The following is a 19,271-nucleotide window of genomic DNA, read 5'->3' as shown; positions in this document are numbered from 1 at the left end:
GAGTGCCTTTAACTAATAACATAGCTAATTGAATGAGCAGGGGGATTACCAATGAACGCTGAAATCATTGCCGTGGGGTCTGAGCTGCTCCTTGGACAAATTGTGAATACGAATGCACGCTTCCTTTCAAGACAGCTTGCTGATCTGGGCATCAATGTTTTCTACCACACGGTTGTAGGGGATAATCCTGATCGGCTGAGGCATGCCATGGAAACAGCCCAGAAACGCGCAGAGTTAATCATCTTCACCGGTGGCCTTGGCCCTACCAAAGATGACCTGACCAAAGATACAATTGCGAGCCAGCTTGGAAAACAATTGGTTCTTGATGAAGAAGCGATGGATTCAATCGAGCAGTATTTTGAAAGAACGAACAGGGTCATGACCGAAAACAACCGAAAGCAGGCTCTTGTCATTGAAGGGTCTGTCATCCTGAAAAACGACCATGGAATGGCTCCGGGGATGTTTATCAATACGGAAAATCACAAATACATGTTACTGCCTGGACCACCATCGGAAATGGAGCCGATGTTCATTAAATATGGACAGGAAGCAATTGTCGGAATGTATGGCAACCAGGCGAAAATTGAATCGCGAGTCCTGCGCTTCTTTGGAATAGGCGAGGCAGCCCTTGAAGCTAAAATCGAAGACTTGATCGACCAGCAAAGCAATCCGACGATCGCTCCGCTGGCAGGTGACAGTGAAGTAACCTTGAGGCTGACGGCGAGGGATGATTCAACCGGTAAAGCAGAGGCTTTGATTGATCAGGTGGAAACTGAAATCAGGTCAAGGGTCGGAGAGTATTTATATGGATATGGTGAAACATCATTGATGGCCGAACTTTCCAGGAACCTGAAAGACAAGGGTATGACCATTTCTGCAGCAGAAAGTCTTACGGGAGGATTGTTCCAGCAGGAATTGACCGCCCTTCCCGGAGCAAGCAGCATCTTCAGAGGCGGCCTCGTTTGTTACTCCAATGAGGCAAAAATGGAACTGGTGAAGGTGAGACCTGAAACGATTGAACGTTTCGGTGCCGTAAGCAGTCAATGTGCGGAAGAACTTGCTGTCAATACCGCTGCCCTGACAAACTCTGACATAGGGATCAGCTTCACTGGTGTGGCCGGACCTGACAGCCTGGAAGGACACGCTGCAGGAACTGTATTTATCGGTCTTCACATAAAAGGAAAGCCTGTCCAGTCCCAAAAGCTGAACCTCGGCGGCTCGAGGAATGCAATCAGGAATCGCACTGTAAAATTTGGCTGCCAATTCATACTTAATAGTTTAAAAGGAACACGGAAGTAATCATGCTTCCGTGTTTTATATTTTGCATCAGGAGTCCACTCTTGGCTGGCTGAGAAAGTGAATAGACAGAAACTTCGCCATAATAGCGTTTTAGAGGGTAAACTCCAGCCGAAAATTGCAGAAAAGCATAGTCAAAAATCATTTTTCCAAGCTATTAAGCTTTGAAAAAAATCGAATAAATGTTCGTTTTTTTGTTGGACAAACTGACAGGAAAAAGGTATAGTAATAGTAGGTTTTAAAAATGAGTTTTGCGGACAGTCAGAATGCATGTTCGTCTTTATATAAAAGGAGGAAATTTGAGTGAGTGATCGTCAAGCTGCGTTAGATATGGCGTTAAAACAAATTGAAAAGCAATTTGGTAAAGGTTCGGTTATGAAGCTGGGAGAGAAGACTGATACCAAGGTTTCTACTTCTCCAAGCGGTTCCCTTGCACTGGATGTTGCGCTGGGAATAGGCGGATATCCACGCGGACGTGTTATTGAAATATACGGACCTGAGAGCTCAGGTAAAACAACTGTTGCACTCCACGCGATTGCTGAGGTGCAGGCTAATGGCGGACAGGCTGCGTTTATCGATGCAGAACACGCACTCGATCCTGTATACGCGCAAAAGCTTGGCGTAAATATCGATGAGCTTCTATTATCACAACCGGATACAGGCGAGCAGGCTTTGGAAATCGCTGAAGCACTTGTACGAAGCGGAGCGATTGATATTATCGTCGTTGACTCCGTTGCTGCACTTGTACCAAAAGCAGAAATCGAAGGGGAGATGGGTGATTCCCACGTCGGACTTCAGGCACGTTTAATGTCACAGGCATTGCGTAAGCTTTCCGGTGCCATCAACAAGTCCAAGACCATCGCCATCTTCATCAACCAGATTCGTGAAAAAGTCGGCGTTATGTTCGGAAACCCTGAAACTACACCTGGCGGCCGTGCTTTGAAGTTCTATTCAAGCGTACGTCTTGAGGTGCGCCGTGCTGAAACATTGAAGCAGGGCAATGATATGGTTGGTAACAAGACAAAGATTAAGGTTGTTAAGAACAAGGTTGCGCCTCCGTTCCGTACTGCTGAAGTCGATATCATGTACGGTGAGGGGATTTCCCAGGAAGGTGAAATCATCGACATGGGTTCAGATCTTGATATCGTCCAGAAGAGCGGTTCATGGTACTCCTACAATGACGAACGTCTTGGACAGGGAAGGGAAAATGCAAAGCTTTTCCTTAAGGAAAATCCAACCCTTCGTCTTGAAATCAAGAAGAAAATCCGTGATCACTATGGTCTTGATGGCGAGTTCACTATCACAGAGAGTGATGAAGATCAGGAAGAATTCAAGCTTGATTAATAGATTTGCTATATGAAGTGACAAGGTCTCCTGAAAACCGGGAGACCTTGTTTGTGCTTTCTTCCTGCTGAGGAGATGAACAGCATATTAGTGTGAAATTCAAAACTATAGCACAGATTCGGATCAAAAATGAGAATTGCTAGAATAATGAATAAAAAGGTTTCCGCCCTATATAGGACAAACCCTTGACAATAAAATTTGGCAGCTTTACAATTAAAAATGTATATTTTACATTTTCATGGTATTAAAAACGTTTAAAAGCATTAGAGCTGTATGTTGATGCTTGTAACAATGTACATGCCGACACTTTAAAAAACGTAACACAAGTTCATAGCAAGAGGAGGTGAAAATGATGGAAGCTATTATTTTGATCATCTCCATTTTGCTTGGCCTATTCGTCGGTGCAGTTGTTGGCTATTTTTATCGTAAATCCGTTGCGGAAGCAAAAATTGCAGGTGCCAAAAACGCCGCAGATCAGATACTTGATGATGCGAAGCGTGAGGCAGAGGCTATGAAAAAGGAAGCCCTGCTGGAGGCTAAGGATGAAAATCACAAACTGCGGACTGAAGCAGAGCGTGAGATTCGTGAACGAAGAAATGAACTGCAAAAACAAGAAAATCGTTTATTGCAAAAAGAGGAGAATCTTGATCGCAAAGATGAATCGTTGAACAAACGTGAAAATCTTTTAGAGAAAAAAGATGACGCTCTTTCCAAAAGACAACAGCATATTGAAGAGATGGAAAGCAAAGTGGACGAGATGGTACGAAATCAGCAGGCTGAACTAGAACGCATCTCGGGCTTAACGCGTGATGAGGCTAAATCCATCATTTTGGAGCGTACTGAGCAAGAACTTGCTCACGACATTGCATTAATGATTAAGGAAAACGAAAACAGGGCGAAAGAGGAATCCGATAAAAAAGCGAAGGAAGTACTTTCACTTGCCATTCAAAGGTGTGCAGCTGACCATGTAGCTGAAACTACTGTATCAGTAGTAAATCTGCCGAATGATGAGATGAAGGGCCGCATTATCGGTCGTGAGGGACGAAATATCCGTACCCTGGAAACGCTGACGGGAATCGATCTTATTATTGACGATACACCGGAAGCAGTCATCCTATCTGGATTTGATCCAATCAGACGCGAAACAGCCCGCTTGGCTCTTGACAAGCTTGTCCAGGATGGACGTATTCATCCGGCCCGGATTGAGGAAATGGTTGAAAAAGCACGACGTGAAGTCGATGAACACATTCGTGAGGTTGGGGAACAAACAACCTTCGAAGTGGGCGTACACGGACTACATCCTGACCTCATCAAGATTCTTGGCCGCTTGAAGTATCGTACAAGCTACGGACAGAACGTGCTTAAGCACTCAATGGAAGTAGCCCAATTGTCTGGATTGCTTGCTGCAGAGCTGGGTGAAGATGAAACATTAGCTCGCCGCGCAGGACTCCTGCATGATATCGGAAAGGCAATTGACCATGAGGTTGAAGGAAGCCACGTTGAAATAGGCGTAGAGCTTGCTACCAAGTATAAGGAACATCCTGTTGTCATCAACAGTATTGCTTCCCACCATGGTGATACAGAGCCTACTTCGATCATTGCGGTACTCGTTGCTGCTGCTGATGCATTGTCAGCTGCAAGGCCAGGTGCCCGCAGCGAAGCGCTTGAGAACTACATCCGCCGTCTTGAAAGGCTTGAGGAGATTTCCGAATCCTATGAAGGAGTCGAGAAATCATTTGCCATCCAGGCGGGCAGGGAAATCAGGATCATGGTTAAGCCGGATCAAATCGATGACTTGCAGGCACACCGCCTGGCACGTGATATCCGTAAGAAAATCGAAGAAGAACTCGATTATCCAGGACATATCAAGGTAACAGTCATTCGTGAGACTCGGGCAGTTGAATACGCAAAATAAAGCGGTGCTTAGGCGCCGCTTTTTATTTTGGTATTTGATCATTTTCATCTAAACTTGATATTATGATACAATTTTAGCTACACCATTTTATAAAAAGACGGGAAAGTGAATAGCAATGAGGATTTTATTTGTAGGGGATGTAGTTGGCTCGCCAGGACGGGATATGATCACGGAATATCTGCCGAAACTGAAGGAGAAATATCGTCCAACAGTAACGATTATTAACGGTGAGAACGCTGCGAGTGGCAAGGGGATCACAGAAAAGATTTATCGCCAGTTCCTTGAGCAGGGTGCCCAGGCAGTAACCCTTGGAAATCACGCCTGGGACAACCGGGATATCTTTGAATTCATTGATAATGCGAAATACCTTGTAAGGCCGGCGAACTTCCCAGAAGGCGTTCCTGGCAAAGGGATTGTCTACTTAAAGATCAACCAGGATGAGCTGGCCGTCATAAATCTTCAGGGCCGTACCTTCTTGACACCGATTGACTGTCCTTTTAAAAAGGCGGACGAGCTGATTGCTGAGGCCAGGAAACGCACCGAGTTGATATTTGTCGATTTTCATGCGGAGGCGACAAGTGAAAAGCAGGCAATGGGCTGGTATCTTGACGGAAAGGTTTCTGCAGTAGTTGGAACCCATACCCATGTCCAGACAGCGGACAAAAGGATCTTGCCTGGCGGAACTGCGTATTTGACCGATGTAGGCATGACAGGGCCGTATGATAGCATACTGGGAGTTGAAAAAGAAGCTGTGCTCCGAAGGTTCCTGACAAGCCTGCCGACGCGATTTGAAGTGGATAAGGATGGCAGGAACCAATTATCAGCTGTGGTGATCGACCTGGACAAGAAGACAGGAAAAGCTGTGAAAATCCAGGCAGTGCTGGTAAATGATGATCAACCGTTTTATGACTAGTCATGCAGGAAGTGAATTTTTTGCCTGACCATGCTTGTTTTGCAATTGAGGGTCATATGTGGGCTTTCTCCTGAATATAGTAGCAGTGGAACAGACTAACCTGGATGTCCACCTGCGGCGTCCGGGATCGGGACAATATAAGGAGGAGCCAGGAATGGAGATATTAAAAGTTTCAGCAAAATCTAATCCTAATTCTGTAGCTGGTGCGCTTGCTGGAGTACTGCGTGAAAGAGGTGGCGCAGAAATTCAGGCTATCGGGGCGGGTGCATTGAATCAGGCCGTTAAGGCAGTAGCGATCGCAAGAGGGTTCGTAGCACCTAGCGGAGTTGATCTAATTTGCATCCCGGCATTTACAGATATTCTGATCGATGGCGAAGAGCGTACTGCTATTAAGTTGATTGTAGAACCCAGGTAAAGCTTGCGGGAAGCGGAACGCGGAACGCCAATTAAAATTCAACAAAACGGCTGCCAAAATGAAGAAGTACTTTCAATAGTGTGATGATGGGAGATCAAGCATTACCCGGACCTGTTTGCATTGAGCAAACAGGTTCTTTCATTGCTTTGGCATGGAAGTGATAAAAGCGATTTTACATATGCAGCAAGAGGCAATATCGTATACTAGGATTAGAGGAGTGATCTTTTTGAAAATCTTTGATGCACATTGTGATGTTCTATATAAGCTCTTTGCGAATCCAACACTTGATTTTTCTGCTTCGCCAGAATTGCAGGTCAACCTCGACAGGTTGACAGCCTCGGGAACAAAGGTACAATTATTCGCGATTTATGTGGCTGAATCGGTCCATCCTGATTTGAAATTTGAGGCGGCTCTGCGAATGACAGATTTATTTTATGATCGAATCCTTGCCCCGTGTCCCCAGGTGAAGCTCATCAAAAACAGGCAGGACATTGAACAACTCGGTGACCATGAAATTGGCGCCGTGCTCACACTTGAGGGCTGTGATGCGATCGGGCAGGATTTGTTGAAATTGCGGACATTGCTCAGGCTTGGCGTCCGTTCGGTCGGTTTGACGTGGAACTATGGCAATTATGCTGCTGACGGTGCGCTGGAAGAGCGTGGGGCAGGACTTTCAAGATTCGGGCAGCAGGTTGTTCAGCTTTTGAATGAAACCAGTACAATGTGTGATGTCTCACATTTGTCAGAAAAAGGTTTCTGGGATGTGATGGAATGTGCCAGCCATGTATTTGCATCCCATTCTAACAGCTTTAAGCTTTGCCAGCATCCGCGCAACCTAAAGGATGACCAGATCAAAGCCTTGATCCAGCGTGATTCAGTCATGGGCATCACCTTCGTTCCTGAATTCCTAGCAGGCAAAAAGGAAGCAGCAGTTGACGATGTACTTCGCCATCTTGACTATGTCTGTTCTCTCGGTGGGGAAGACCATGTAGGCTTCGGCTCTGATTTTGACGGCATTGAGTTCACGGTTGAGCAGCTTTCAGGGAATGAACAATATGCAAACCTCTTGAATCAGTTGCAAAAATATTATTCTGATATACAAGTGCGTAAGTTCCTGTACGATAATATGGCTTCCAGGCTGCCGCTGTAAAAAGGCTAAATTCAGTAGCGGCGGCATTTTTTCACCATAAAGGACAAGCAAACAAGCCCAAGGAACTTATAATATTTTAATAAATAAAAAAATATTCATATTTTCGTCAATAAATAATCTGAAAGGGTTGCTTTTTTTTTCACATAGGTCTAGAATTGTAAGCGTTTAGTACCATCCATTTGCTAGATTTCAGCAACAACTGCAAGATGTAAACCGCTTAATTCTAGTGAATTACTTGGAAAAGTGCTACACTTAATAACGAAACGTTTTTACATATTTTTTTACGTATCTAAAGGGGTGTAAGAGATGATCAATCAACTTTCATGGAAAGTTGGCGGACAGCAGGGAGAAGGAATTGAATCTACCGGGGAAATTTTCTCTATTGCATTGAACCGTCTAGGCTACTACTTGTATGGCTACCGTCACTTTTCATCACGTATCAAGGGCGGACATACCAATAACAAGATTCGAGTAAGCACTACACAGGTTCGATCTATTTCTGACGATTTAGATATTCTTGTAGCCTTCGACCAGGAAACAATCGATGTGAACTACAAGGAATTGCATGAGAACGGCGTCATCATTGCCGATGCAAAGTTCAGCCCTAAAAAGCCTGAGGACACTCAAGCTGCGATGTATGCGGTTCCATTTACGGACATGGCTACTGAACTGGGAACATCTCTTATGAAAAACATGGTTGCGATTGGTGCTACCAGTGCAATCCTTGACCTGGATATCCAGGTTTTCGCAGAAGTCGTCCAGGAAATTTTCGGACGCAAAGGACAACAAGTTGTCGATAAAAACATGGAAGCCATCAAAGCTGGCTACGAATATACTAAGGAACAATTGGGCGGAGCGCAGACCATGCAGTTAGAAAAAGCTGACGGTCAAAAGCGTCTGTTCATGATCGGAAACGATGCAATCGCACTTGGCGCACTTGCAGGAGGCTGCCGTTTCATGGCTGCATACCCAATCACTCCGGCATCTGAAATTATGGAATACTTGATTAAGAAGCTTCCGGCTCTAGGCGGGACTGTCATTCAGACAGAGGACGAAATCGCGGCAGTAACGATGGCAATCGGTGCTAACTATGGCGGCGTACGTACAATTACAGCTTCAGCGGGACCTGGTCTTTCATTGAAAATGGAAGCAATCGGCCTTGCCGGAATCACTGAAACTCCGGTGGTAATCGTTGATACACAGCGTGGGGGCCCATCAACAGGTCTTCCAACCAAACAGGAACAATCCGACCTGATGGCGATGATTTACGGAACACACGGTGAGATTCCGAAGATCGTTATGGCTCCAAGTACGGTTCAGGAAGCATTCTACGATGCAGCTGAAGCATTCAACCTTGCTGAGGAATATCAATGTCCGGTTATCTTGCTGACTGACCTTCAATTATCTTTAGGCAAGCAGACAGTTGAACCGCTTAACTATGAAAAAGTGGAAATCCGCCGTGGCAAACTGGCAACAGAAGAGCTTCCTGAAATTGAAAACAAGGGCTATTTCAAGCGCTATGAGGTAACGGAAGATGGGGTTTCTCCACGTGTAATTCCTGGAATGAAAAACGGAATCCACCACGTGACTGGTGTCGAGCATGACGAAACTGGAAAACCTTCAGAATCTGCTGCAAACCGTATTGCACAGATGGATAAGCGCTTACGCAAAGTCAGCAATCTGAAGTTCGATACGCCAATCCATAAATATGCTCCGCATGAAGAAGCTGACCTGTTGATCGTAGGCTTCAACTCGACAAGAGGTACGATTGAAGAAGCAATGGGACGCCTTGAAAAGGATGGTCTGAAAGTAAACCATGCGCATGTTCGTCTGGTCCATCCGTTCCCTGCAGAAGAAATGATGCAGCTTGTACAATCGGCGAAGAAAGTTGCGGTTATTGAAAACAATGCGACAGGACAACTGGCAAACATCATCAAGATGAACGTCGGAAGCCATGAGAAGATCCACAAGATCCTTAAGTACGACGGAAATCCATTCTTGCCGCAGGAAGTTCACACAAAATGCAAGGAGTTGTTCTAGGATGGCGACGTTTAAAGAATTTCGCAATAATGTAAAACCAAACTGGTGCCCAGGCTGCGGCGACTTCTCTGTACAGGCGGCAATTCAGCGTGCTGCTGCGAATGTTGGCCTTGAGCCTGAAGGCCTGGCTGTCATCTCAGGTATCGGCTGTTCCGGCCGTATCTCAGGATATATTAATTCATATGGTTTCCATGGAATCCACGGACGTGCACTTCCAATTGCACAAGGTGTGAAGATGGCTAACCGTGACCTGACTGTTATCGCTTCTGGCGGTGATGGAGACGGATTCGCAATCGGTATGGGACACACTGTCCATGCGATCCGCCGCAACATCAACGTCACGTACATCGTCATGGACAACCAGATTTATGGTCTGACAAAGGGACAAACTTCCCCGCGTTCAGCTGCTGGTTTCAAGACGAAGTCCACTCCAGCGGGATCGATCGAGCAGGCGATTTCTCCAATGGAGCTGGCACTGACAGCTGGCGCTACGTTCGTGGCTCAAAGCTTCTCAACAGACCTTAAGGACCTGACTGCATTGATCGAAGCAGGAATCAAGCATGAAGGATTCTCTCTGATCAACGTGTTCAGCCCTTGTGTAACTTATAATAAGGTAAACACATACGATTGGTTCAAGGAAAACCTTACAAAGCTTAGCGACATTGAAGGATATGACCCATCCAACCGTGAAGCTGCTATGCAGACATTGATGCAGCACAGCGGACTCGTGACTGGTTTGATCTATCAGGACACTGAGCGTAAATCTTATCAGCAGCTCGTAAACGGCTATTCAGAAACTCCGCTTTCTCAAGCTGACCTGAGCCTTGACCAGGAATACTTTGATAAGCTTGTAACTGAATTCATGTAATATGAAAACCCCAATCACCACAGATTGGGGTTTTTTATGCTAAATTATTGCGCTGTATAGTGACGGGCATCACTGCCATAAAAACTGATTTAAGTTATTATCAAAATCCAGGACTTGCTTTTTTGAAAGAAAGCTACATTTCCAAGCCCTGCTATTGTGTTCATTGGATGAAGAGTTTATACTATTATAATGTGTATATTTAATATATTTCAGGGTGTGAAATCCCTGTTTTTGAATGATAGAATCAGGTCTTTCTGGTTCCAGCGCCAGCATTCGTGCGCTTTCTAACGAAAGGAGATCGACAATGAACGAGAATCAACGCTTGGAAGGTCAACAAGTACAGTCTAATTCTCCGGACAAAAAGTCCGGCAAAGATTATAGCAAGTACTTTGAAACGGTTTATACAGCCCCTTCTTTAAAAGATGCGAAGAGACGCGGCAAGGAAGAAGTCGCGTATCACAAGGACTTTGATATTCCCGTGGAATTCAAGGGAATGGGCCAGGGCCGCAAGTTCTACATCCGCACCTTTGGATGCCAGATGAATGAGCACGACACGGAAGTTATGGCCGGCATTTTCCTTGCTTTGGGCTATGAGCCTACTGACAGTGTGGAAGATGCCAATGTCATCCTCTTAAATACATGTGCCATCAGGGAGAACGCTGAAAACAAGGTGTTCGGTGAACTTGGCCATCTGAAGCATCTGAAGAGAGAGAAACCAGATCTCCTGTTAGGTGTTTGCGGCTGCATGTCCCAGGAGGAATCCGTCGTCAATAAGATTCTAAAAACGTATAATCAAGTTGACATGATTTTTGGTACGCACAATATCCATCGCTTGCCAAATATCCTGAGTGAAGCTTACATGTCCAAAGAAATGGTCATTGAAGTTTGGTCGAAGGAAGGGGATGTCATTGAGAACCTTCCTAAAGTCCGCCGCGGCAATATCAAGGCGTGGGTCAACATTATGTATGGCTGCGACAAGTTCTGTACGTACTGCATTGTTCCTTATACACGAGGCAAGGAACGCAGCCGCCGTCCTGAGGACATCATCCAGGAGGTCCGTCAGCTTGCAGCCCAGGGCTACCAGGAAATTACCCTGCTAGGGCAGAACGTAAACGCGTACGGAAAAGATTTTACCGACATGGAATATGGTCTTGGTGACTTAATGGATGAAATTCGCAAGATTGACATCCCGAGAATCCGTTTCACGACAAGCCATCCCCGCGACTTTGATGATCACTTGATCGAAGTCCTGGCAAAGGGCGGAAACCTTATGGACCACATCCATCTTCCGGTACAATCTGGTTCCACAGAGGTACTGAAGATCATGGCACGCAAATATACGCGTGAGCAATATTTGGAGTTGGTCCGCAAGATAAAGGCGGCAATTCCTAACGTGACATTGACTACAGATATCATCGTCGGGTATCCAAACGAGACGGATGAGCAGTTCGAAGAAACATTGTCCCTCGTTCGCGAGGTTGGTTATGAATCAGCGTATACTTTCATCTATTCTCCGCGTGAAGGAACACCTGCTGCCAAGATGGTGGACAATGTTCCGATGGAAGTGAAGAAAGAGCGTCTTCAGCGCCTGAATGCTCTTGTGAATGAGCAATCAGCACAGTCCATGAAGAAGTATCAGGACCAGATTGTTGAGGTGCTTGTTGAGGGCGAAAGCAAAAACAACCCAGATGTCCTTGCAGGTTATACGAGCAAATTGAAGCTTGTTAACTTTGTCGGACCAAAAACAGCCATCGGTAAAATTGTAAAAGTGAAGATCACGGATGCAAAAACATGGTCGTTAAATGGGGAAATGGTAGAAGAAATCGAACCAGTTGAGGTGAAGTAGGTTGGCAAAATACAATAAAGATGACATTATCAAGCGTGCAAGGGAAATCGCGCATATGATTGCTGAAACGGAGGAAGTGGACTTTTTCAAGCGTGCAGAAGCACAGATCCATGATAATGAAAAGGTTAAAACACTTATTGCTTCCATTAAAGGATTGCAGAAGCAGGCCGTGAATTTCCAGCATTACGGAAAGACAGAAGCACTTAAAAAGACAGAAGACAAGATTGCTTCATTGGAACAGCAGCTTGATGAAATTCCAGTTGTACAGGAATTCAAGCAATCACAGCTAGACGTGAATGAATTGCTTCAACTTGTCTCCACAACCATTTCAAATGCGGTGACGGATGAAATCGTCGCTTCGACTGGCGGAGACGTTCTCCGCGGGGAAACAGGAGCAGCAATCAAGAACGGTGAAAGCTGCCACACTCATAATCATTAAGCTTTTCAAATCAACATGGCTCCTGCCAATAGGCGGGGGCCATGTTTTTTTATGGGTGCAACTTTCTACAATCGGGAACATTCATCGCAGATGGGCATACAATGAACTATGCCTAAGTTTTTACCAGTTGTTCTTAAAATTAATCGCACACTAGTCTAATATCACGCATAGGATGAATTGAAAAAGATTGAGGAGGTTTCGCTCGCAATGGGAGATTACAGAGAGATTATTACGAAAGCCGTCGTAGCGAAGGGACGCAAATTCACGCAGTCCAATCATACGATCAACCCAGCGCATCATCCAAGCAGCATTCTGGGCGCTTGGGTAATAAACCATAAGTATAAAGCAAAAAAGGTCGGCAAAACGGTTGAAGTAAACGGACATTATGACGTGAATATCTGGTACTCCTTTGATGATAATACAAGAACTGAAGTAGTGACAGAGAAAGTAACGTACTGCGATGTCATCAAGCTGAAGTACCGTGATCCGGATTGCATGGATGATCACGAGGTCCTTGTCGAGGTGCTTCAGCAGCCGAACTGCATTGAAGCGGTCATCTCACCGAATGGGAATAAGATCATCGTTCATGTAGAGAGGGAATTCCTTGTAGAAGTCATCGGAGAAACGAAGGTTTGTGTTGTAATCCATCCGGGCCGCTGTGACTGCGATGAGGATGAATGGGGCCATGGAGTCGATGATGATGAATTCGAAGACTTGAATCCTGATTTCCTCTTAGGAGAAGAAGAATAACATCGAACTAGGAAGCTTGCACTTCCTAGTTTTTTTTTGCAGAAATTGTAAAAGGCACAGGTTTGCGGAAGCGGTATTTAGATCCCGGCTTTTCCGTGCCTGTGCCTTTACGGTTTTCCTACAGAAAGAAATTAGGTTTTTCAATTGTGCTGCAAACATGGCATGAAGAAGATTCCTCCCATGAATAGAACCTGCTGCCGCATTTTGAGCAAATGTTTTGATGTACATTGTATAAAGCTGGTGCTGCCTGATGGATCCTTTGCTTTGCCTGGATTGAGTGGGTCTGGCAAATGTCCACGCACAGATAGCAGCCAGTACACAGGTGATCAATTATCTGAAGATTATTTTCCTCAAGGCTGAAGACGTCAGCAGGACAAATAGTAAAGCATGCTTCACAAAGTGTGCAGTCTGCTTTGCTGATCCTCACTTTATGAAATGCCCAATCCTTAAACAGGACGGAAGCTTTAAAACTACTCTCGTTAAAGCGCCATTTTACAGGTGTCACGGAAGAGAGCACAGTTTTTTTGCTGTCGGCAGAGAGCTTTGCAAAAAAGTCGCGTCTTGATAATTTGGGCTGAATTTCTTGGCTTAGATTGATCTGCTGTGTTACTTGAATGGGTTGAAGCACCATTGTCCCCAGGACTTCATTCACCTTGTTGATTCGCTGTACTAATTCCTTTTGAATAGTTGGCTGGTAGATGAAACGGATTCCTTTTTTATGGTAGTAAAGCATTTCCATCAAGCTCGGTACAGGTGAAGCCTCCTCGAGCAGCAGGTGGTTCTGGCTGATCTTTCTGGCAGGGGATTGCCCCTTGATCGCCTGCACGGGACAGACAGTAATGCAGACGCCACAGGCAGAGCATTTTTCCTCCTCAATACTGATTTTCCCCTCCTCTAAAATAATGGCTCCATCCGGGCACCCGTCGATGCAGGCTGTACATGTGCTCAGTGGGCTTATGTTCCTTGTGCAGAATTCAGAGATTTCCAGTTCGTAGCTTAAACTTTCAAGCCAATTGGTTAACAGTGACATAGAGTTCACCTCAGGCGGATGATTCATATATTTTCATTTTACGATTAAACTGCTTTTAAAAAGAGGAGTTTGCCAGAAATACATACATATGTAAAAGAACGTTCACAAATAAGAGTCAGGTGAAATTTATAAATCTGCAAAAAAAGCCTGCATTCTTGGACTTCAATATATAAAAAGAGGTTAACTAGCAGCTCTTTAAGTAGGTGAAATCCTTCGCATACACACTAGGGAATAGCCACAGAATGTATATTGTTTCACAAACTTACTTGCCATATAGTGAAGGTGTAATCGAAAGGTGGTGGATACGTTGATTGAAACGATAGATAAACGAACGGAGAGTGCGCAGGTATTTAGAGTCTTTGCTGAAATATATAAGACTCCAACACTGGAAATCTGGAAGGAGATCACACAGAACGATCTGTTACCCAAACTGAGAGACGCCGTTCAGGAATTATATCAAATCAAAACAACAGAATGGAAGGATGTTCAACCTGATAGCTATGACCAGCTCATTTCCTCCTATATGGCTACAATCGGAAAAGCTGCTATCCCGGTTGAATCCCTGTATAAACCGTGGACTCAGGATGAAACGTGTACACTGGCTTTTGCTCGCGAGAAAGGATATTTACAAGGGGATTCAGCACTTCATATCCGCTTTATTTTAAATGAAATGCAAATCAGCATTCCCTCGGAATATGAAGGAACACCAGACCATTTGGCGATTTTGCTGGAATTGCTTGCATACTTTATCGAACATGCTCCTAAATCATTCACGGCAGAATTTATTGGCGACCATTTTGATTGGCTCGATAATTTTGCGTTTAAGCTTGAATCCAATACAGGCCAAACTTTTTACCTGGAGATAACAAGGGTGCTGATCGCAACGATGAAGGCATTTCGTTCTACATATTTGTAAGGTTAAAAGACTGGAAGGTGGTGTTGCTTTTAGTGAAAAATCAAGCTCACCATGAATCTATGGAAGCCAAGCCACGTGAACACCTAAGAGAAAAAATCAATAGGGTATATCGGTCGAGAGAAAAAGGAGGGCTAGTGAAAATGCTAGATACAAAACTATCAAGGCGTGGATTCATTAAAGCTTCAGCGGCGACTGCTGCATTGGCATCTGCAGGAACTGCGGGCTTTAATCAGTGGTCCAACAATTATGTAAAAGCCGGGGGAAAAGCAGAGATTAAAGAAATCGCCAGCACTTGCAATGCATGTTCAAGTAAATGCGGCATGATTGGGCATATCAAAAATGGCCGGTTATGGAAGCTGACAGGTCACCCCGACCATCCATACTCAAAAGGCAAGCTGTGTGCCAGAGGACATGGATATGCTACCGTGGTTTATTCTGAAGACAGGCTCACCCAGCCATTGAAGCGGGTTGGTGAAGGGAAATTCGAACCGATTACCTGGGAAAAAGCGTATGAGGAAATCGCTGCGAAATTAAACAAAATCATCAAGGAGTTTGGTCCGCAATCAGTAGCCCTGACAGAAGACCCGCGGGCAACCGGGAAATTTTATTCTCCAAGATTCATTAACGCTCTTGGTTCAGCAAACTATTACACACACCATGTTGTTTGCTCGAATGCGAGAGATGCAGGTTTCTTGCACACTGTAGGCGTAACCGCAACAAGTGCAGATATCAGCAATGCGAAATATATCATGTTCATAGGAAGAAGCTATGGCGACGGAATCAGACCAAGTTCTGTCCAGTCACTGGCAACAGCAAAGGACAATGGTGCCAAGATTGTCATCGTGGACCCGAGATTGAATAATACAGGCAACCTTGCTACAGAATGGCTGGCGATTCGGCCTGGTACTGACCTGGCACTGGTGCTTGCGATGTCACATGTACTGATTAAAGAAAGCTTGCATGATTTAGAATTTATCCGCAATTACACAATGGGTTTTGAAGAATACGCGAAAGAACTCAGGAAATATACACCTGAATGGGCAGAAGGGATTACAGGCATCCCAGCAGATTCAATCACAAGGATTGCCGTTGATATGGGCAAAGCAAAACCGAAAGCGCTGATTGAACAATCCTGGAGAGGCGCATTTGGCTGCAACTATGAAAACAGCACAGAAACTGGCCGCGCGGTTGCGATGTTCAATGCTTTATTAGGAAATTACCAGCAAAAGGGCGGAAGTATCTTCGGGGGAAAAGTGAACCTTGGAAAATTGGATGAGAAGAAATATCCAAACCCTGGCGAACCTGATGAGCCACAGGCTGGGTCGAAACAATTCCCGCTTGCATACAAAGGAAGCGGTGTTGCGACGATCGTGGCAAAAGAAGCACTCGAAGGCAAGATGAAGGCGGCGATCTACTATCACTCCAATGCAGCGCTTGGCTATGGAAATCCGAAAGTGATGAAGGAAGCCTTATCGAAAATGGATCTGGTAGTGGCCATAGATGTCCAAATGTCTGAAACGGCCCTGCTCGCACACTATGTCCTGCCAGAAGTGACCTATATTGAACGGGACGAGGTAATCGAAGGGTTATCAGGCAAGATACCCGGAATCGCACTTCGTCAGCAAATGGTGGAAAAAGTTCATCCACAGACGAAACCGGTTCATGAAATCTATACAGAACTTGCCAGGGCATGCGGAGTTGGCCAGTATTTCAATTTCACGCTGGATGATTTGAATGAAGCAATGCTTGCGCCAACAGGCATTACGTATAAAGAACTCAAAGAAAAAGGAACCATCATGTTCCCGGATCAGGAAATCACCCTTGGTGAAATGCCAGAACTGAAAACGCCATCCGGCAAGATAGAGTATTATAGTGAAACATATAAGGCTGCCGGCTTTAAACCAATAGTAGAATGGATTGAACCGAAGGTCAGCCCGGCGAACGACTCCTTCCGGTTGATCACTGGCAAACAGGCAATCCACAGCCATACTCAGACTGCGAATATACCAATTTTAATGCAGATTACGAAAGATTATGATTTGGAGAGAATCTGGATCAACCCAGCGCGTGCGAAAGTATTGGGAATTAAAGATGGCGATTTAGTCGAAGTGAAGTCGAGCGAGGCTGTAAGCAAGATTCGCGTGAAGGTGACAGAAAGAATCCATCCTGAAGCGATCTTCGTTCCAAGCCATTACGGAATCACATCGAAAGATCTGAAAACGGGATATGGCATTGGCTTTGGCTATATGGAACATGTTCCTTTTGACTTTGAAAAATGGAGCGGATCAGGAAATATACATGAGGTAATCGTCAATGTTAGGAAGGTGAAGAGCTGATGGCACGGTATGGAATGGTAATTGACACTCGCAAATGCGTCGGCTGTTATGCTTGCCGGGTAAGCTGCCAAATGCAGAATGAGCTTCCGGTCGAAGAGTCTTATATACAATTTTATGAGAAGGAAACAGGCGTTTTCCCAAATGTGAAAAATGAGTTCGTCCCTGTGCAATGCCAGCATTGTGAGGATGCGCCGTGTGAAAGCGTCTGCCCGACAAAAGCAACTTATACGACAAAAGACGGAATCGTGCTTGTGGACGCAGAAAAATGCATTGGCTGCAAATATTGCATGGTTGCTTGCCACTATGGTGCCAGGACCCAGGATCATAAAACAGGAGTGGTCGAGAAATGCCGTTTCTGTGCTGAGCTGGTGGCTGAAGGAAAACAGCCAGCCTGTGTCACGACTTGTATCAGCAATGCGCGAATCTTCGGCGATCTTGATGACCCGAACAGTGAGGTTTCGAAAGCAATCGTCAAATGGAATGCCCAGCCATTGAGGGCGGACTTAGGAAGTGCAAAAATTTATTACGTGAGGTGAGAATAATGGTTTGGGGAACAATTATCGCAGCCTATTTATTCCTGGCTGGACTGAGTGCAGGAGCATTCCTGACATCATCCTACGCAGCAAGGAAATACCCTGAGGCAGTCACCATCAGGATTGTTGGGAGAATAATCAGTCCGGTGTTAATGGGAATCGGATTGCTGCTCTTGATTGTCGATGCCGAAGCAGGCTTGAAGGACCCACTGCGATTTATCTATTTATTTACGAATTTCAGTTCTGTGATGACAATCGGGACCTATTTCATAAGCTTTTTCATGATGGCAGCGGCATTCATTGCGTTGATGGAAATCCTGAAAAAAGAGATTAATAAGATCGTTGAATACGTCGGCATCTTCTTTGCTGTTGCTACGGCAATCTACACAGGCTTCCTGATTGGTGTCATTGGAGCAGTGCCCCTCTGGAATACCGCAATCCTGCCAATCCTGTTTGTAGTATCCGCGTTTTCAACGGGGATTGCCGGAACTATGCTCACGTCAGCCTTTATTGATAAGAAAGTTGTCCATCATGTGATGTCGCTTAAAAAGATTCACGTATCGTTACTTATTGCGGAAGTATTCCTGATTTTCACGATGTTCGTGATCACTTCATCTTCAAACGAATCAGCAGCTCAATCGGTTGCGATGCTCCTTTCCGGTGAATACAGCGTGCTCTTCTGGACAGGGCTGATTCTGGTAGGGTTGCTCGTTCCAATTGTGATCGAGTCACTGGAATTATACAATTCAAGGCAGTTGCACCGCCGAGCAGGGATGGAAGTGGCAGCGGCAGGTTCTCCAGGGTTTACTGCGATTGTGATTACAGAAAGTGCGGTCCTTGCCGGAGGTTTCATCCTCCGCTACCTATTGCTCGCTGCAGCAGTTCCTGTGATTTTCTTATAACCAAGGCAAGCCTGGGCATGAAAATGTCCAGGCTTTTATGTATCGATTGAACCATTCTTCTTCTTTTTTCTTTTATCCAAAAAGAGCAAAACCTGGCATATGATATGTGTCAGCGAAAAAATCAGCAAAATCCAAATGAACAATGGACTTTGGCGGTCAATCAGCTCTAATCCGAAATAATAGTCAATGAGAGAGAAGATCAAGAAAACCATGAAAAAATTCAGTGTTATTCTTTCCAGTTTTTTTAGCATGAGAATATCCCTTTCAGTTTATGGGTTGGGAATGCGCCAGTAAAATCCTTTTGTCTATAGTTCTACGGCGATTAGAAAAACCCTTTTTTTAATATGGTGGACGCATGATAAAATCAGACAGGCTATAATTCGGATTATTGAGGAATTTAAATTACTTCTATTAGAATATGAAGCCACTTTATCAAATATATACGAGTAGGATCATAACCCCTTCAATATTACAACAATCACCAGGGGTGTTCATGCCCACTTATTTAGATTAATTGGACAGCTTTCCCCCTGAAGCCCTGAAGCCTTGAAACCTGTCCGATAGGGGCGTGCTCACGG

General features: G+C 45.0%; 17 protein-coding genes. 15 read left to right on the top strand and 2 right to left on the bottom strand.

The features are described 5' to 3' along the window. Positions 1-51 precede the first annotated feature (51 nt). The 11 genes from EJA10_RS05675 to EJA10_RS05625 all read left to right on the top strand — a co-directional run bounded on the left by EJA10_RS05675 (position 52) and on the right by EJA10_RS05625 (position 12,976). On the top strand, positions 52-1,299 hold the full coding sequence (locus EJA10_RS05675; protein WP_125479049.1) for a competence/damage-inducible protein A: 1,248 nt from the start codon (positions 52-54) through the stop codon (positions 1,297-1,299). Positions 1,300-1,599: 300 nt separating this feature from the next. After that, positions 1,600-2,640, top strand: a complete 1,041-nt coding sequence (gene recA / locus EJA10_RS05670) for a recombinase RecA (RefSeq protein ID WP_125479048.1) — start codon at positions 1,600-1,602, stop codon at positions 2,638-2,640. A 352-nt stretch (positions 2,641-2,992) separates the two neighbouring features. After that, positions 2,993-4,555: a ribonuclease Y gene (gene rny, locus EJA10_RS05665; protein ID WP_125479365.1), complete on the top strand. Its 1,563-nt coding sequence runs from the start codon at positions 2,993-2,995 to the stop codon at positions 4,553-4,555. Positions 4,556-4,670: 115 nt separating this feature from the next. Next, on the top strand, positions 4,671-5,468 hold the full coding sequence (locus tag EJA10_RS05660; RefSeq protein ID WP_125479047.1) for a TIGR00282 family metallophosphoesterase: 798 nt from the start codon (positions 4,671-4,673) through the stop codon (positions 5,466-5,468). 154 nt (positions 5,469-5,622) lie between these two features. Then, positions 5,623-5,883 carry a stage V sporulation protein SpoVS gene (gene spoVS / locus EJA10_RS05655; protein ID WP_010193268.1) on the top strand — a complete coding sequence of 87 codons (261 nt, stop codon included), beginning with the start codon at positions 5,623-5,625 and terminating at the stop codon, positions 5,881-5,883. Positions 5,884-6,109: 226 nt separating this feature from the next. Continuing rightward, the gene (locus EJA10_RS05650; RefSeq protein WP_125479046.1) at positions 6,110-7,033 is read left to right on the top strand and encodes a dipeptidase; all 924 of its coding nucleotides are present in this window, start codon (positions 6,110-6,112) and stop codon (positions 7,031-7,033) included. A gap of 306 nt (positions 7,034-7,339) precedes the next feature. Then, on the top strand, positions 7,340-9,073 hold the full coding sequence (locus tag EJA10_RS05645; protein WP_125479045.1) for a 2-oxoacid:acceptor oxidoreductase subunit alpha: 1,734 nt from the start codon (positions 7,340-7,342) through the stop codon (positions 9,071-9,073). 1 nt (position 9,074) lies between these two features. Next, positions 9,075-9,941 carry a 2-oxoacid:ferredoxin oxidoreductase subunit beta gene (locus tag EJA10_RS05640; RefSeq protein ID WP_125479044.1) on the top strand — a complete coding sequence of 289 codons (867 nt, stop codon included), beginning with the start codon at positions 9,075-9,077 and terminating at the stop codon, positions 9,939-9,941. A gap of 304 nt (positions 9,942-10,245) precedes the next feature. Then, on the top strand, positions 10,246-11,787 hold the full coding sequence (gene miaB / locus EJA10_RS05635) for a tRNA (N6-isopentenyl adenosine(37)-C2)-methylthiotransferase MiaB (protein WP_125479043.1): 1,542 nt from the start codon (positions 10,246-10,248) through the stop codon (positions 11,785-11,787). Position 11,788: 1 nt separating this feature from the next. After that, positions 11,789-12,226, top strand: a complete 438-nt coding sequence (locus tag EJA10_RS05630) for a YlbF/YmcA family competence regulator (RefSeq protein ID WP_125479042.1) — start codon at positions 11,789-11,791, stop codon at positions 12,224-12,226. Positions 12,227-12,433: 207 nt separating this feature from the next. Beyond that, positions 12,434-12,976 carry an outer spore coat protein CotE gene (locus EJA10_RS05625; protein WP_125479041.1) on the top strand — a complete coding sequence of 181 codons (543 nt, stop codon included), beginning with the start codon at positions 12,434-12,436 and terminating at the stop codon, positions 12,974-12,976. A 118-nt stretch (positions 12,977-13,094) separates the two neighbouring features. On the opposite strand, the gene EJA10_RS05620 is transcribed toward EJA10_RS05625, so the two are convergent. Beyond that, on the bottom strand, positions 13,095-14,006 hold the full coding sequence (locus EJA10_RS05620; protein ID WP_170169081.1) for a 4Fe-4S dicluster domain-containing protein: 912 nt from the start codon (positions 14,004-14,006) through the stop codon (positions 13,095-13,097). A 307-nt stretch (positions 14,007-14,313) separates the two neighbouring features. Between EJA10_RS05620 and EJA10_RS05615 the strand changes: the two genes are divergently transcribed. The 4 genes from EJA10_RS05615 (at position 14,314) to nrfD (ending at position 18,693) form a co-directional block, all read left to right on the top strand. Beyond that, a complete protein-coding gene (locus EJA10_RS05615) occupies positions 14,314-14,922 on the top strand; it encodes a TorD/DmsD family molecular chaperone (protein WP_125479039.1) in 609 nt (202 codons plus the stop codon). A gap of 140 nt (positions 14,923-15,062) precedes the next feature. Further along, positions 15,063-17,258, top strand: a complete 2,196-nt coding sequence (locus tag EJA10_RS05610; RefSeq protein WP_125479038.1) for a molybdopterin-containing oxidoreductase family protein — start codon at positions 15,063-15,065, stop codon at positions 17,256-17,258. Then, positions 17,258-17,794: a 4Fe-4S dicluster domain-containing protein gene (locus tag EJA10_RS05605; RefSeq protein ID WP_125479037.1), complete on the top strand. Its 537-nt coding sequence runs from the start codon at positions 17,258-17,260 to the stop codon at positions 17,792-17,794. The genes EJA10_RS05610 and EJA10_RS05605 overlap by 1 nt, the downstream gene beginning before the upstream one ends. A 5-nt stretch (positions 17,795-17,799) precedes the next feature. After that, on the top strand, positions 17,800-18,693 hold the full coding sequence (gene nrfD, locus EJA10_RS05600; protein ID WP_170169080.1) for an NrfD/PsrC family molybdoenzyme membrane anchor subunit: 894 nt from the start codon (positions 17,800-17,802) through the stop codon (positions 18,691-18,693). Between the two features lie 35 nt (positions 18,694-18,728). Here the strand turns inward: nrfD and EJA10_RS05595 are convergent, their stop codons facing one another. Further along, positions 18,729-18,944: a hypothetical protein gene (locus EJA10_RS05595; RefSeq protein WP_125479035.1), complete on the bottom strand. Its 216-nt coding sequence runs from the start codon at positions 18,942-18,944 to the stop codon at positions 18,729-18,731. Positions 18,945-19,271: the final 327 nt, after the last annotated feature.

This window comes from Mesobacillus subterraneus, assembly GCF_003937825.1.
Classification (GTDB): Bacteria; Bacillota; Bacilli; order Bacillales; family Cytobacillaceae; genus Mesobacillus; species Mesobacillus subterraneus.
The sequence above is the reverse complement of the archived record's forward strand: the minus strand, read 5'-3'. Positions and strand labels throughout refer to the sequence as shown.